The 14,361-nt window shown below is 36.3% G+C and carries 17 protein-coding genes; 14 read left to right on the top strand and 3 right to left on the bottom strand.

The window, feature by feature from the left end:
- Window positions 1–182: 182 nt before the first annotated feature.
- The 7 genes from LC095_RS13750 (at window position 183) to LC095_RS13720 (ending at window position 5,768) form a co-directional block, all read left to right on the top strand.
- Window positions 183–875 carry a response regulator transcription factor gene (locus tag LC095_RS13750; protein WP_226528684.1) on the top strand — a complete coding sequence of 231 codons (693 nt, stop codon included), beginning with the start codon at window positions 183–185 and terminating at the stop codon, window positions 873–875.
- A gap of 104 nt (window positions 876–979) precedes the next feature.
- Entirely contained in the window at window positions 980–1,903 is a 924-nt protein-coding gene (locus LC095_RS13745; RefSeq protein WP_226528683.1) for an ABC transporter ATP-binding protein, read from the top strand.
- Window positions 1,896–2,645 carry an ABC transporter permease gene (locus tag LC095_RS13740; RefSeq protein WP_226528682.1) on the top strand — a complete coding sequence of 250 codons (750 nt, stop codon included), beginning with the start codon at window positions 1,896–1,898 and terminating at the stop codon, window positions 2,643–2,645. The genes LC095_RS13745 and LC095_RS13740 overlap by 8 nt, the downstream gene beginning before the upstream one ends.
- 46 nt (window positions 2,646–2,691) lie before the next feature.
- On the top strand, window positions 2,692–3,564 hold the full coding sequence (locus tag LC095_RS13735; protein ID WP_226528681.1) for a sensor histidine kinase: 873 nt from the start codon (window positions 2,692–2,694) through the stop codon (window positions 3,562–3,564).
- Between the two features lie 373 nt (window positions 3,565–3,937).
- Window positions 3,938–4,903, top strand: a complete 966-nt coding sequence (locus LC095_RS13730; protein ID WP_226528715.1) for a tRNA dihydrouridine synthase — start codon at window positions 3,938–3,940, stop codon at window positions 4,901–4,903.
- A 197-nt stretch (window positions 4,904–5,100) separates the two neighbouring features.
- On the top strand, window positions 5,101–5,415 hold the full coding sequence (locus tag LC095_RS13725; RefSeq protein WP_226528680.1) for a hypothetical protein: 315 nt from the start codon (window positions 5,101–5,103) through the stop codon (window positions 5,413–5,415).
- 23 nt (window positions 5,416–5,438) lie between these two features.
- Window positions 5,439–5,768, top strand: a complete 330-nt coding sequence (locus LC095_RS13720; protein ID WP_226528679.1) for a DUF2085 domain-containing protein — start codon at window positions 5,439–5,441, stop codon at window positions 5,766–5,768.
- An 80-nt stretch (window positions 5,769–5,848) separates the two neighbouring features.
- Here the strand turns inward: LC095_RS13720 and tatC are convergent, their stop codons facing one another.
- From tatC to LC095_RS13705, 3 genes are all read right to left on the bottom strand, one after another.
- Window positions 5,849–6,598 carry a twin-arginine translocase subunit TatC gene (gene tatC / locus LC095_RS13715; RefSeq protein ID WP_226528678.1) on the bottom strand — a complete coding sequence of 250 codons (750 nt, stop codon included), beginning with the start codon at window positions 6,596–6,598 and terminating at the stop codon, window positions 5,849–5,851.
- Window positions 6,599–6,665: 67 nt separating this feature from the next.
- Window positions 6,666–6,902 (bottom strand): twin-arginine translocase TatA/TatE family subunit, encoded by a 237-nt coding sequence (locus LC095_RS13710; RefSeq protein WP_026562244.1) that lies wholly within the window; start codon window positions 6,900–6,902, stop codon window positions 6,666–6,668.
- A 29-nt stretch (window positions 6,903–6,931) separates the two neighbouring features.
- Window positions 6,932–8,383: an alkaline phosphatase PhoX gene (locus tag LC095_RS13705; protein ID WP_226528677.1), complete on the bottom strand. Its 1,452-nt coding sequence runs from the start codon at window positions 8,381–8,383 to the stop codon at window positions 6,932–6,934.
- 705 nt (window positions 8,384–9,088) lie between these two features.
- Between LC095_RS13705 and LC095_RS13700 the strand changes: the two genes are divergently transcribed.
- From LC095_RS13700 to LC095_RS13670, 7 genes are all read left to right on the top strand, one after another.
- Entirely contained in the window at window positions 9,089–9,670 is a 582-nt protein-coding gene (locus tag LC095_RS13700; protein ID WP_226528676.1) for a CalY family protein, read from the top strand.
- Window positions 9,671–9,871: 201 nt separating this feature from the next.
- A complete protein-coding gene (locus LC095_RS13695; RefSeq protein WP_226528675.1) occupies window positions 9,872–10,435 on the top strand; it encodes a TasA family protein in 564 nt (187 codons plus the stop codon).
- A 64-nt stretch (window positions 10,436–10,499) separates the two neighbouring features.
- Window positions 10,500–10,742 carry a SipW-dependent-type signal peptide-containing protein gene (locus LC095_RS13690; RefSeq protein ID WP_226528674.1) on the top strand — a complete coding sequence of 81 codons (243 nt, stop codon included), beginning with the start codon at window positions 10,500–10,502 and terminating at the stop codon, window positions 10,740–10,742.
- Between the two features lie 13 nt (window positions 10,743–10,755).
- Window positions 10,756–11,313 carry a signal peptidase I SipW gene (gene sipW / locus LC095_RS13685; RefSeq protein WP_264196036.1) on the top strand — a complete coding sequence of 186 codons (558 nt, stop codon included), beginning with the start codon at window positions 10,756–10,758 and terminating at the stop codon, window positions 11,311–11,313.
- A 193-nt stretch (window positions 11,314–11,506) separates the two neighbouring features.
- Window positions 11,507–12,196 (top strand): response regulator transcription factor, encoded by a 690-nt coding sequence (locus tag LC095_RS13680; protein WP_226528673.1) that lies wholly within the window; start codon window positions 11,507–11,509, stop codon window positions 12,194–12,196.
- Entirely contained in the window at window positions 12,193–13,458 is a 1,266-nt protein-coding gene (locus tag LC095_RS13675) for a sensor histidine kinase (protein ID WP_226528672.1), read from the top strand. The genes LC095_RS13680 and LC095_RS13675 overlap by 4 nt, the downstream gene beginning before the upstream one ends.
- A gap of 134 nt (window positions 13,459–13,592) precedes the next feature.
- Entirely contained in the window at window positions 13,593–14,354 is a 762-nt protein-coding gene (locus tag LC095_RS13670; protein WP_226528671.1) for an ABC transporter ATP-binding protein, read from the top strand.
- Window positions 14,355–14,361: the final 7 nt, after the last annotated feature.

Here is a 14,361-nt window from a genome sequence, read left to right as displayed (position 1 = left end):
GTGGTCTGTTTTTGATTGAATAGTAAAAAAGATCGTTATAGCTAGCAAGGATTGTCAGGGTTTTAGTGGATTCATTTGAGTATCATGAAGAGGATCTTTTGTCCTTCTTATAACTTTGTATTCACTTGACATTACCTTCATTTCAATGGATGAGCATGTTAATAATTGTGAGGATGATTAAGATGAATGATTCAGTAAATATTTTAATAATTGAAGATGATGAGGACATTAATCGCTTATTATGCAATATTGTCAGTAAAAGCGGCTACTTGGCTAAGTCGGCTTATTCCGGGACGGAGGCAATGATATACCTGGAAAGAGGGATATGGGATATGGTTCTGATTGATCTGATGCTCCCGGGTTTGTCTGGTGAAGATATTTTAAAAAAGGTAACGAAAGAGAGTGATATTCCTGTCATTATAATATCGGCAAAGCTTGAAACTCAATCAAAAATTAATGCATTAAGAGCTGGGGCTGATGATTACATTACAAAACCCTTCGATATTGAAGAGGTTTCTGCCAGGATCGATTCATGCCTTAGAAGATTTCGTGATCAATCGAGTATGCGGTTAACCAATCAGATTACCCATAAAGATATGATTTTGGATAAAAATGCAAAGGTTGTGACAGTGAATGGAAAGGAACTCAAATTAACAGCACGGGAATATGAGATATTACTCCTGATGATGTCGTCTCCTAATAAGGTTTTTTCCAAGGCAAATTTGTTCGAGAGCGTGTGGAATGAAAAATTCTATGGGGACGAAAATACCATAAATGTTCATTTAAGTAATATTAGGAGTAAGCTTGCGAAAGCAAATCAAGATGCAGAGTATATTGAAACAATCTGGGGAATGGGCTACAAACTCAAATCTTAAGGTTTTCTTAAGGTTTCACTTAAGACTTTCTTATGTTTCCCTTCTTATAGTATAAGAGTGTTCAAGCAACAAGTTGAATATAGGACTTAAGGAGGAAACTCTTAATGAATGAATATGTATTGACAACCAGCCAATTGTCGAAAAGATATCAAAAGAATATGGCGCTTGATAAGGTGAGTGTAAAAATCGAAAAAGGGTCTATTTATGGTTTTATTGGACAAAACGGTGCGGGGAAATCCACTTTGATACGTGTGATAACCGGCCTTGCGTATCCATCCTCGGGGACATATGAATTGTTTGGAGAGAATAGTGAGAGGGATATTATTGAGGCAAGAAAGAGAATTGGAACTATCATTGAAGGGCCGGCTATATATCCTCAGATGACTGCCAAAGAAAACCTGGAAGCACACCGTTTTTTGAAAGGAATACCAGGCAAAGAATGTATTGAAAAAACGCTTAGTTTGGTTGGCTTGCATAATACAGGGAAAAAGAAAGCTAAGAATTTTTCTTTAGGTATGAAGCAACGTCTCGGTCTGGGTATTGCGTTATTAGGAGATCCTGAATTTTTAATTTTGGATGAACCTATTAATGGGTTGGATCCAATGGGTGTTGTGGAAATTCGGGAACTTCTTAAAAAGCTTAACAGGGAATACGGCATTACGATTTTAATCTCAAGCCATATCTTAAGTGAGCTGCATTTATTAGCCACTCATTATGGAATCATCCATAAAGGAGAGCTGTTAGAACAATTATCTGCTAAAGAACTGCAAGAAAAATGTCAGCAGTACTTGCATATTAAAGTAGATAATCCAAGCAAGGCTGCAACCATAATAGAAAGCAGGTTATCTACCCAAGAATTTGAAGTAATGCCGGATGGAACCATTAAATTGTTTGCTTCTGTTGCTGCACCGGGAAAAGTCTCCAAATTCTTAACAGATGAGGGCTTGATCATCGAAGAATTTATGCCTATGGGAGAAGATTTGGAAACGTATTTCAGCAATCGTATCGGGGGTGTGCAGCATGGGTAACTTAATGAGAACAGAGTGGTATAAATTAAAGAAAGATCGATCATTCCGTTTCCTGACATGGATGTTACTTGCTGCTGCAGTGTTGTTTCCTCTTATAGAATTTGATAATGGTGCTGCAGGCCTGCCGGCTGTAAAGGATTATTACCGGGAAAGTATTCTTGGACCTCATGCGAATATAGTAAAGCTTATTCCTAGTATTCTCGCCGGTTTCTTTATAACGAGTGAATATTCCATGGGAACGATGAAAAGTATCGTATCTTCGGGTAAAAGCAGGCTCCAAGTCTACTCTGCGAAGCTTATTGTGTTTTCAATTGGAGCGGTAATCATATCACTGCTTTTACCTATCGTGATGACTGGGGCAAGTGCAGTTTATTTTGGATTTGACAGTATGCCTGGAATAACCTATTACTTCCAAACCATCGGACTGATTATTTTATACGCTGCTGCCTTTGCATCAATCATGGCAATTTTTTCGATTCTGTTTACCGATAGTGGAAAAACGATAGGATTTCTTCTGATGTTTTTTATATTTGCTGACTGGCCGCTGCAAATGTTAGCAGCAAAAGTACCAGTTTTTGAACCAATACTCAATCATTCTGTTTTTAAGTTGATCTACGACATCAGTATCGTGGACAGTTTGAAGCGTGGTGACATGGTATTTCTTGTAGTAATTCCCATTCTAACGTTTCTATTATTTTGGGTTATAGGAGTCTTTATTTTTCAAAGGAAAGAAATTAAATAAACTTGAAAGCGGGTGAGGCCAGATGTTCTACTTATTCATAATTGTCATGATAGCATTCGTGTATGTCCTCACTCGTTTCTGTTTGCTGAAAAAAGAAATTAAAAATACGACTCGGCAGCTCCATGATTTCAACGTAAATAAAACAGCCAAGAAAATTGATATTAACTATAATGACTCTCATTTTGAGGAGTTGGCAAAGGAAATTAATAACCAGATTGAATTAACAAAACAGGCCGAGGCAGTTAAGCGTTCTACAGAAAACGAGTTGAAACAGGCTATCTCTCATATTTCACATGATATTCGAACGCCTATGACATCGATACTGGGGTATATTCAGTTTTTGGAGTCCGATGAAATAAGTCCTGAGCTGAAAAAGGAATACATAAAAACGATTAAAAATAGTGCAGGAAGGTTAAAAATCCTTCTTGAGGATTTTTTTGAGCTGTCGATTATTGAACAAGCAGATTATCCTTTAAAGGTAGAGAGAGTCAGGTTGAACGATTTGATTGTGGGGTCACTATTCGGGTTTTATGAGGAATTTAATAGAAGAAAAATAGAACCGGAAATTCGTATTCCAGACAAGGACATTATGATGATGATCGATCCCTCAGCTGTTAAAAGAGTCGTGGAAAACTTAGTAGTCAATGCTATTAGATACTCAACCGGTAATGTAGCCATCAGGCTTGAAAAATTTGAAGCGTCTGTTCAACTTAGGGTCTCTAACACCGTCGATAAACTTAATGAACAGGATGTAAATCAAATGTTTGACCGTTTTTATAAGGCGGACCAGACACGGACAGGAAAAGGTACTGGGTTAGGTTTGCCGATTGCTAAAAGTTTGATGGAAAAGATGAATGGGAGTATTTATGCTAAGTTAGAGGATAATCAAATTACTATAACTTGTGAATGGAGATTATGAACAGGCATAAATATATCCTTCTCCAATTGACCCTTTTGAGGGAAGGTAACACTGCTACCGATTTTCCTTAGACCATCACTCACTCAAGCTATGTGGAAGTCTTGGCGAAGTTGGAATTGGACATGGATGTCTAAACTAATACTTCGACTTTGTTCTCATAAGTATACGATTTCAGGGTCTTTTTCCTGTGAAATTCTTACCCAAATATCTTTTGTATTGTACAAAAATTGTGAATATAAAATAAACATTTCGAAAGTTTGATAAAAAGTGCTTAAGCATGGTATAAGTGTATGGTAGCAGGGACATTTTACTTTTAAACTTTTGGAAAAGGGCTTGCCTTGGCATCCCATAATGAAAGGAAATGAATTTGAAGATGATCGATAATTTTTGGCGTGAATTACCACGACCTTTTTTTATATTAGCACCAATGGAAGAAGTGACAGATGTTGTTTTTCGTCATGTAGTGAGTGAAGCAGCAAGGCCTGATGTATTTTTTACAGAGTTTACAAATTCAGAGAGCTATTGTCATCCGGAGGGAAACAAAAGCGTGCGTGGGCGTTTGACTTTTACAGAAGATGAACAACCGATTGTTGCCCATATATGGGGAGACAAGCCTGAATACTTTAGGCAAATGAGTATTGGTATGGCGAAACTTGGGTTTAAAGGAATCGATATCAATATGGGTTGTCCTGTACCTAATGTGACGCAACACGGAAAGGGAAGTGGTCTTATCCGCCGTCCCGAAGTTGCAGCGGAATTAATACAAGCAGCAAAAGCAGGAGGATTGCCTGTCAGTGTAAAGACAAGGCTTGGGTTCTCGGAAGTTGACGAATGGCACGACTGGCTGAGACACATATTGAAACAAGACATTGCGAATCTTTCCATTCATCTGCGTACAAGAGATGAAATGAGCAAAGTAGCTGCTCATTGGGAGCTAATCCCGGAAATTAAGGAACTTCGTGACCAGGTGGCACCAGATACACTCTTAACAATCAATGGGGACATCCCTGATCGCCAAACTGGTTTAAAGCTTGCTCAACAATATGGAATTGATGGAGTTATGATTGGGCGTGGAATCTTCCATAATCCATTTGCTTTTGAAAAAGAGCCGAAAGAACATAGCAGTAAGGAATTGCTGGATCTCTTAAGGTTGCATATGGATCTTCATGATAAATATTCAGGTTTAGAGCTGCGTCCGTTTACGGCTCTTCATCGATTTTTTAAGATCTATATCAAAGGGTTTAGAGGGGCAAGTGAGTTAAGAAATCAATTAATGAGTACAAAGTCAACAATGGAAGTGCGTGAATTGCTTGATAACTTTGGTTCAAAAGAATCCTGATGGCATAGGGAACAGTAAACCTCACGTGCACATATAGGTGTGTAACTTAACTCACTTTTAACAAGGCAACTAACTTAATTCTAGGTTGTTGCCTTTTAATCTTTCTTAAATTTATAAACTGGATATATATTTAATACTGTTAAATATTTCAAATGATTTTATAATAGAAGTAAACAATTACTGAAAAAATCCATCGAATGGATGAATTTACTATGTTGGAGGAAACGATGTTTTTCATTGGTTTAACTGTATTTCTAATATTGCTTATAGCGGGTATTGTTCTTCTTATAGAAGCTTCTTATTTGATTGGAAGTATTTTATTAGGATTAGCCATTATATTATTGATTTTATTAATTAGGTATTATCGAAAAAGAAATCATAAGAAAGAAAAGAGTAGTTCGGATTGTACAGACTGTAACTCGGCAGCAATTGATTGTCCGGATTTCTCTCTGATGAAAAAAATGGATTGTGATGGAGATAAAGGATTTGATTGTGACTGTAGCCCAAATTAATTGTCAGCATGGGAGGAAAAACAATGAATGAAATTTTATACATAATCCCATGCCATCGTATGCCTGAGAGGTGTTTTCATTTTAAGGGGAAACCTATGCATCTTTGTGCTAGATGCTTTGCCATGTTGCTTGGCTATATGTGCACTCCGGTTGTTGTAGTTATTCATATGGTTCTTCCTTTTTGGGTTCCAATTATTATGGCAATTCCACTATTAATTGATGGATTTACACAAAGATGGGGCTGGAGGAAAAGTTCAAACTCTATTCGTTTTATAACTGGAATTTTATTTGGTATCGGACAATCAATCTTAATATCAACTATTGTTTGGACTATTGTCCAGTATGTTAAATGAATAAAGAAATATTGCCTCTTATTTGCATGCATCAGGTGTAATCAATCATCAGAGGGGAATATCCCCCAGCTGACGGTTGATCACACTTTAAAAGCCGTATCATTAGGAGAGACATTCGATTCTGATGCTAGTCTTTTGCGAAAAACAATCTTGCTTAAGGTAACGCTTAGTTCGTACAAGAGTAGTAAAGGAATGATAACTAGAACGTCTGATATAAAATCAGGAGGGGTAATTAAAATCGAAATAACAATTAGAGAAAAATAGGAGATTTTCCGCGCCTTTACTAGTTTTTTTGGATTAATAATTCCTAATTTTGTTAAAAACATGATAACCGCAGGCATTTCAAATAAAAAACCAAAAGGTATTGTCAGATTAAACATAAACTTAAAGTATTTTTCGGCTGTAAAGAAAGTTGCAAATTGATCATCTATGAGTCCTGTTAAGAATGAGAGAACAATCGGAAACAGAATTAGGTAACCAAATGCAATCCCTATAATGAATAGGAAAAATAAGGATGGAATAAAGGCTAAAGAGTGTTTTTGTTCCTCTTTAGTAAGGGCAGGTTTGACGAACTGCCATAGTTGGAATGCTGCAATCGGAATCGTGGCAGCAATAGCCATTACTCCAGCAATCATCATGTAAATCCAGATGATATCCCCAGGCCCCAGTAAAGCTAATTTACCGTCAAGATCTTTAACTAAAAAGTGATAAATATCCTTCACAAATATAAAAGATACTATAAAGGAAAGAACAAAAGAAATACTTGTGATAATTAATCGTTTACGTAATTCATCTAAATGGTCAATGAATTTCATTTTAGTTTCTTCCATAAATAAACTCCTTTTACAAGTGAACGATGTAGGCGAATTAAAATTATGCCTACATCGTTCAGTTTGTTTAACTACCGGTCTTACTGTCTGTTTTTTCAATTCCCACTAACTTATTTTTTTCTTTAGTAGAATTCTTTTGTTCTTGATCATTATCTCCGTTTACCAGATCATTGGTTGCTTTTTTAAATTCTTTTAATGTGCTTCCGAAAGCTCGTCCAATTTCAGGTAATTTGGATGGACCGAAAATAATTAACGCAATGACGAGAATGAGAATAAGACCAGGGATTCCGATATTTGATAACATTCCTTCACCTCCAGATGAATTCAGTCTGATTAAAGAATTGGCATTCCATGACGCTCTAATGCTGCTGCTTCTAACCGGGACATTCCTTGTTCTTCAGCAAAACTGAGAAGCTTGTCAGAAACAGCAGGTGCTAAAGATGCTGGTGGTGCGGCAAGTCCCATCGCACGTTGGCGCGCAGTATTTCTGCGAGCGAAAGGTCCCCAGATCGCAAAGGTAATCCCAGGTGTTTGCATATTTACGAAGAACGTTTTTCCATCTGGTGAGAATGTAGGGCCTGCGAACTCAGAGCCGTTCATCATATTTTCTGCAAATGTATAAATAGCGCCTTCCGGTGTTAATCCGACGATGCGGTCATTTCCGCCGCCATCTTCTGCAATCCAAAGGTCCCCCCATGGAGTGATTGTGATATTGTCAGGCATTTCTAATTCATTTTGTTCAGTAGATTCATAGAAAAGCTCAAGTGTATTTGTCGCAGGGAAATAGCGATACACACGACCAAGTTTTTTAGAGCCGGCACTTGTGTCATCAAACCAAAATGTTCCTGCAGAAAAATAAGCTCCTTCTAAGCGGCTAAATTGAATACATCCTAGATCCTTGGCATCCTGTTGAGCACGTTCCGGGTTTAGTTTTTTCCAAACGATACCAAACTTTTGTCCGCTGTTTAGCTGACTAGGTGAAGAAGTTGAAATTTCATCAATCGCTGCTGCTTCAAGAATTCCACCCTTTTGAAGCGAACCAAGCGTTTGGCTGCGGTCATGCGGAGTAAAACGATACAGGAAGCTTGGGCTGCTATCTTCTGTTAAATACCAAATGCCGGTTGAAGGATCCACAGCGCATGCTTCATGTGAGAAATAGCCCATATCACGAATAGGTGTTTTGGACATTTCATTCTCAGGATCTAGTGGATTTACTTCAAACACAAAGCCATGGCCTAAATCGCGTGTTTCTTCACACGTTAACCAAGTGCCCCAAGTAGAAGCTCCACCAGCACAGTTACGGATTGTTCCGGAGTTGCTTACATACTCATCAATGACTTCTCGGTCAGGTGTCACAATTAGAGTTGTCGTACCGCCAGCAGCTCCTTTGCTCCAAGGGTTTTTTCCGTTTACAGGATAATCAGAGTTTGTTCCATTCTCATGGTTACGGACAAGGATCGTCGTATTTTTCTCACCCTTATATGCAGCCATTCCATCCAGCATAGCGGGTACCAAGTCTCCGTTAGGCATTGGATCTCCTGTTTTTGAAATGATCCGATATTGAAACCCTCTTGGGAGATCAAGAATTCCATTAGGATCTTTTACTAAAGGACCAAACCCTTCAAATCCACTGGTTGCTTTTCTTGAATGACTTGCTGCTGCAAAACTTTCAGGTCCTCCTGTTAATGACAATACTCCAGTTGCTCCTAGTGTTAATGCGACAGTACTCATTCCGCCGACTTTTAAGAAATCACGTCTGTTCAGTTCGTTTTTCCCCAAATTCACCACATGTTCCTCCCTACTATTTTTTGAGGATGTCAATCATCTATGAAACTAGCTCTAGTAGAAAAGTTAACAGGGAATTATAAAGGGTATGTTAATTTAATGTAATTTCCTAAAAAACGATGAACTTGTTCCTAAAGTATGTAGTGATGGAAGATAAAGGATAAGTTTGATTAGTCATTTGGTCGTAATGAGGGCATGTTAATTCATTATTACGTACTCTAGTAGGAAAAAGAGAGGAAAGAAGTACTAAGTATTTAGTATAGGAACGACAAAATAACCCATTTAGAATATGAATGTTTTATTAAAAATGTAAATGCTATGTGAATAAACGACAACTTTTGAGAAGCAGTCTATTTGAAAGTAAATTTAATGTAAATATTATTTACTAAAAATTAACATAAAATGGAATATATTATGGTATCCAGAGAAAATAGAAGAAAACAGGAGAAACTTGTCTATAAAATAAATAATTGTCAGTTTTTGAGGTTTTTCAAGTAAAAATAGATTTCTTTATAATGCAGGGTGTGTTGTTCTTTATTTAGTGTATTCATTCTTAAAAAAGAACAATGGTTCACTAATAGTTATCAAAAGGAAGGGAGCTCACTCACCGTACACCTAGAGGCAGATGTCAATTAGTTTAGATGGAAATGGTAGATTTGATCGTGTCTTTAGAATTCTTAATATGATTATGGGGAGGAAATGAAATTGAGTATTAAGAGTAAATTAGGTTTAGGTGTAGCAACAGCAGTTTTGGGAATGGGATTAATCGGTGGAGGTACGTTCGCCTATTTTAGTGATACAGCAGAAGCTAGTAACACTTTTGCTGCGGGTACGTTAGATCTTGCAGTAGATCCTGAGGTAATTATTGATGTGAATGATTTAAGTCCAGGGAGTTGGATGATTCGTGCTTTTGATCTAGTAAACAATGGATCACTTGACATCTCTGAAGTTCTTTTATCGACAAGCTATGAGGTTGAAGATGCAAAAGGTGACAATACAGATGATTTTGGTAAACATATTCGAGTAAATTTTCTTGAAAACAGTGATAAGAGTGAAGAATATGGCCCTAATGATATTATTTTTTCAACAACTTTATATGAATTACAACAAATGAATCCAGATGCTGTTGAGAAAAACGTAATTGGATTTGAAAATGAGGGTAGTGGATTACCAGCTGGAACGCAAGACACAATGTATGTTGAGTTTGAATTTGTGGATAACGGTGAAGACCAAAATCAATTTCAAGGGGATAAATTAAGTCTCAATTGGTCTTTTGAAGCTAGATAAAATTTTTATTTAAGTAGAAAGGGAGAGAAGCTCATTCTCTCTCTTCTACTATTCTATACTATCAGAGAGTATATGATTTTATGGATGATAGTATAAGAAAAACTTGGCGACAAGCCAAGTTTTTCTAATCTTAAAATATTATGAGTCTAGTATTCATCATGAGATTAACAAAGTGAAAATCTTATGTGTGGAGGAAGTAAAATGAGCCTTAAAAGAGATATAGCATTAAGTTTCGCAACAGCAGCACTAGGGTTAACTTTCATATCTGGAGGAACTGTTGCTTATTTTAATGATACAAAATTAGCAAATAATACGTTTACAACCGGATTATTAGAGCTTGGAATGAATAAAGAGACCATTATCCAAGTTGGAGACATAGTGCCGGGGGATACGATGCATGGTAATTTTGTCCTTACTAATGATGGAACAGTTAATATTAAAGAAATCATTTTACATTCTTCTTATGAAGTCGTTGATAAGGGGAAGTCAAATCAAGAGGATGATTTAGGTGATCATATAAAAGTGAAGTATTTATATAACGTAAATACTAGGGAAAGAGTTGTGGTCGAAAAAACGTTATCTGAATTAAAAGATAACCCTCAGCAAATTTTGAAAGAATTCCCTGTTGGAAGTAAAGAAGAGAAGTTTGCCGTTCAATTTCAATTTATAGATAACGGTGAAGATCAAAATCATTTTCAAGGTGATGAATTATTACTCAATTGGAATTTTGAAGCTGTACAAAGAGATGGGGATTCTGACCTCTAAAAGAGAGCAACTAAGTTTGTAATGAAGCAAGGTGGAGATCGTTTTGAAGAGTTACCACACTAAAGTGATTATAAAAATTATGCTCATATGGTATTTGCTGTTAGTGTCAGCTGGATTTTTATCAACAAGTACTGTTGCATATTACAGTGATCAAAAGCAAGCACACGGAAGTTTGACCATTGGTACTTGGAAAAGTGAAGAAAGTGAACAGCAAAAAGAAGAAACTGAGAAAGAGATTGAGAGAGCTAAGGAAAATGGAGAAGAACAAGAAATACAGTCAGAAAGTGGAGAACATACTAACGAATAGGAGGGAGATTGAGTTGGATTTTTTAAAATGGGTGAATCGTATTGTTACGAGTATATTAGTGCTTTTACTAGTGAGTGTAGCAGGACTCGTGCTTTCCACAAAACTTACTAATGGTGAACCATCGGTATTTGGCTACCAGTTAAAAACAGTACTGTCAGGGTCAATGGAACCAGGGATTCAAACAGGATCAGTTATTGCTGTGAAGTCAGTAAACGAAGATGAAAGGGAAAACCTTCATAAAGGGGATGTTATTACATTTATAGAAGAGAATAGACTTGTTACCCACCGAATCGTTGAAGTTACACAGACAGACAGCCGTATTCAATATATGACCAAGGGGGATAATAATAATGCGCCAGATACAAACCCTGTTTTAGCTGAAAATGTTGAAGCGGTGTACAATGGATTTACTATTCCTCTTGTGGGTTATTTCATAAATTTTGCCCAGTCTCCTAATGGGAGTATTTTGTTTATGATCATACCTGGTATTTTGTTACTGGGGAACTCTATATGGACTATATGGAAAACGTTGAGACATTTAGAAGATAAATATAAAAACAACCCAATCTAAAAAAAGATTGGGTTGTTTCATAATGTGAAAACTCTCCATATTACATGACAAGTAATAGGCTGCTCACCAGGTAGTTTAGAATACAGAATCACACTTCATTCATGCCAAAAATTTACACTTCATTAACCGAATGTAATGTATAATTTAACTTATCCTTACCAAACAAGGATAATCTTTTTCTAGGGGATTTACGATGAAAGTAGATTGTTTGATTGTTGATGATGAGATTGCTTTAGCTGAAACAACTTGTGAATATTTTACAATGTTTGAAGTTGAAACGGCATTTGTTACTAGTGCCGAAGAGTGTGAACGTTTTTTGGAGGAACATGAACCTTCTTTGATTCTTCTTGATATTAATCTTGGGAATTCTTCTGGATTTGATTTATGTAAAAAATTGCGTCAAACAACACAGGTTCCTATTTTATTTATCAGTGCGCGTTCCAGTGATGACGATGTATTGATTGCACTTAACATAGGCGGAGATGATTATATACAAAAGCCTTACACATTAAGTATCTTACTAGCAAAAGTAAAAGCAGTACTCAAAAGATATGGCAGTGGTTTTAACAGCCAACAAGATGTTTTAGAGTTTGGACAGATCCGAATTGATACAAAGCTGCACCGTGTCATAGTAAATGGTGCTGTTGTTCAACTGAAAACGATGGAGTATAAGCTTTTGTCCTATTTGGCGAAAAATAAAAATCGTATTCTCACAAAAGAAGAATTGTTTCAGCATGTATGGGGAGATTCTTTTGTAGGCGATGGGACCCTAAATGTACATATTCGACATTTGCGTGAGAAAATTGAACGTAATCCTAATAAGCCGCAATTTATAAAAACTGTATGGGGAACAGGATATGTTTTAGAGGATAGCAGTCGATGAGAGTAAAGCTATTAATTGTGACCATTTTAATTGTATTCACTGCAAGTGTTACTTTCTCCTTTATCGTTATTAAGAATAAACGTATTTCTGAAGCAGATGTTGTAGCCATAAATGATGTGGTTAAAAAGGTTGAGGAAAACTGGGGGCAAGTGAGTGAAAAAACTTTTCATAACAGTGATATAAATCAACCATTTGCTATTATCGATCACTCAGGGAACTTGATTTATCAAACACCAGACAATCATTTTGTTGACCTATATGGTTCCATAAAAAATAGAGACATAATGATAGATTTGAAGAAAAGTAACAAGATTGTAGGGAAGATCATTATCTCCAATAACGAACAAGAAATCATGGAGGAAATGAAAGAAGAACTGATTACATCCATAAGTTTGATTATTGGTGTATTAATGATTTTTAGTATTCTTTATATAATCTATATTTACAAAACGTTTTTAAAACCATTTCAGCAGCTTCAACATTTCGCAGCAGGTGTAGCTAGGGGGAATTTGGATATCCCTTTAAATATGGAGAAGAACAATTACTTTGGTGCGTTCACGGAAAGTTTTGATTTACTGCGTGAAGAACTTGATGCTGCAAGGCAAAGAGAATATGAATTAAATCGTAGTAAAAAAGAGCTTGTAGCCACATTAAGTCATGATATTAAAACACCTGTTGCTTCAATCAAAGCAATTAGTGAATTAATGCTTATGCAGGCAAAAGATGATAAGGTGATGAAGCAAGTGAATACGATCTATTCAAAAGCAGAGCAAATAGACTTACTTGTTACTGATATGTTTCATGCCACATTAGAAGAACTTCAACAATTAAAACTAACAGTGAGAGAAGTATCAAGCGAAATACTTGGTGATATGATTGAGAATGTTAATTATGATGATCGAATTGTCTATGATCCAATACCAGCATGTATTATTTTAACAGACCCTTTACGGATGCAGCAGGTAATAGACAATGTGATAAGTAATTCATATAAATATGCAGGCACAAAGATTACAATTACATCTCAAATTCATCAGGATTTTCTTGAACTTCATATCATTGACTACGGTTCAGGAATTAGTGAAGAAGAATTACCTCTATTATTCAATAAATATTATCGAGGGAAAAATGTCGATGGTAAGAATGGTTCAGGATTGGGTCTATATATATCAAAGTACTTTATGGAAAATCTGGATGGCCAAATTAGCTGTTATAACCGAAGAGATGGTTTTACTGTAGTCTTGAAAATCAAGCTTGCTTGATAATTAAGAATTGGTTAAGAATTGCACAAAGATTTACTAAGAATTCATTTTGTATGATAAGACTGTAAGCTTCATTACAGTCTTTTTTTAATGACCTAAGAAATAAAGATGCAAAGGGAGATGTCAACAAAACGATGACAAAAACAGTGATTCGAACGGAGAAGTTGTGTAAAACCTTTTCTAGCGGAGGAATTCAGCAGCATGTTTTAAAAAACCTAGATATCAGTTTAGTAGAAGGGGATTTTACTATTATAATGGGTAGTTCCGGATCAGGAAAAACCACACTACTTTACGCAATTAGTGGTATGGATAAACCAACATTAGGTGAAATCAATTTTGCAGGTAAAAATATTTCTAAGTTAAACAATGACCAATTAGCGATATTCAGAAGAAAGAATTGTGGGTTTGTGTTCCAGCAAATTTATTTGCTGGACAATATGAGTGTACTCGATAATGTACTGACAAGTGGTCTTTTAATTTATAAAAATAAGCGGGAGCTTGTTAAAGTGGCGAAAGGATTATTACAACAAGTAGAAATTAATGAAAGTTCATGGTCAAAATTTCCAACTCAGCTTTCCGGGGGAGAAGCCCAACGGGTTGGGGTTGTTAGAGCAATCATTAACAACCCGAAAGTATTATTTGCAGATGAACCAACCGGTGCATTAAACTCTGCATCTAGTGACAGAGTTTTAGATGTATTCACGAATGTAAATCGTCATGGACAAAGTATTGTCTTGGTAACCCATGATATAAAAACAGCTTTGCGCGGAAATCGAGTTTTATATTTGAAAGATGGCGTCATTTGCGGTGATCTGCATCTCGGTCTGTACAGTGAGAATGAGCATCTCGAGCGCCATGAAAAGCTTAAGCATTTTCTTGCAGAAATGGGGTGGTAGTGTGAAG

Source organism: Metabacillus niabensis (genome assembly GCF_020524345.1).
Lineage (GTDB): Bacteria > Bacillota > Bacilli > Bacillales > Bacillaceae > Metabacillus > Metabacillus niabensis_B.
Note: the sequence above shows the minus strand (reverse complement) of the source record. Positions and strands in the feature narration are given on the sequence as shown.

Bases quoted from the DNA above. Each gene is read 5' to 3' on its own strand.
- LC095_RS13750 (WP_226528684.1), top strand. From the start codon at position 183: ATGAATGATTCAGTAAATATTTTAATAATTGAAGATGATGAGGACATT.
- LC095_RS13745 (WP_226528683.1), top strand. From the start codon at position 980: ATGAATGAATATGTATTGACAACCAGCCAATTGTCGAAAAGATATCAA.
- LC095_RS13740 (WP_226528682.1), top strand. From the start codon at position 1,896: ATGGGTAACTTAATGAGAACAGAGTGGTATAAATTAAAGAAAGATCGA.
- LC095_RS13735 (WP_226528681.1), top strand. From the start codon at position 2,692: ATGATAGCATTCGTGTATGTCCTCACTCGTTTCTGTTTGCTGAAAAAA.
- LC095_RS13730 (WP_226528715.1), top strand. From the start codon at position 3,938: ATGATCGATAATTTTTGGCGTGAATTACCACGACCTTTTTTTATATTA.
- LC095_RS13725 (WP_226528680.1), top strand. From the start codon at position 5,101: ATGGATGAATTTACTATGTTGGAGGAAACGATGTTTTTCATTGGTTTA.
- LC095_RS13720 (WP_226528679.1), top strand. From the start codon at position 5,439: ATGAATGAAATTTTATACATAATCCCATGCCATCGTATGCCTGAGAGG.
- tatC (WP_226528678.1), bottom strand. From the start codon at position 6,598: ATGGAAGAAACTAAAATGAAATTCATTGACCATTTAGATGAATTACGT.
- LC095_RS13710 (WP_026562244.1), bottom strand. From the start codon at position 6,902: ATGTTATCAAATATCGGAATCCCTGGTCTTATTCTCATTCTCGTCATT.
- LC095_RS13695 (WP_226528675.1), top strand. From the start codon at position 9,872: ATGAGCCTTAAAAGAGATATAGCATTAAGTTTCGCAACAGCAGCACTA.
- LC095_RS13680 (WP_226528673.1), top strand. From the start codon at position 11,507: ATGAAAGTAGATTGTTTGATTGTTGATGATGAGATTGCTTTAGCTGAA.
- LC095_RS13675 (WP_226528672.1), top strand. From the start codon at position 12,193: ATGAGAGTAAAGCTATTAATTGTGACCATTTTAATTGTATTCACTGCA.
- LC095_RS13670 (WP_226528671.1), top strand. From the start codon at position 13,593: ATGACAAAAACAGTGATTCGAACGGAGAAGTTGTGTAAAACCTTTTCT.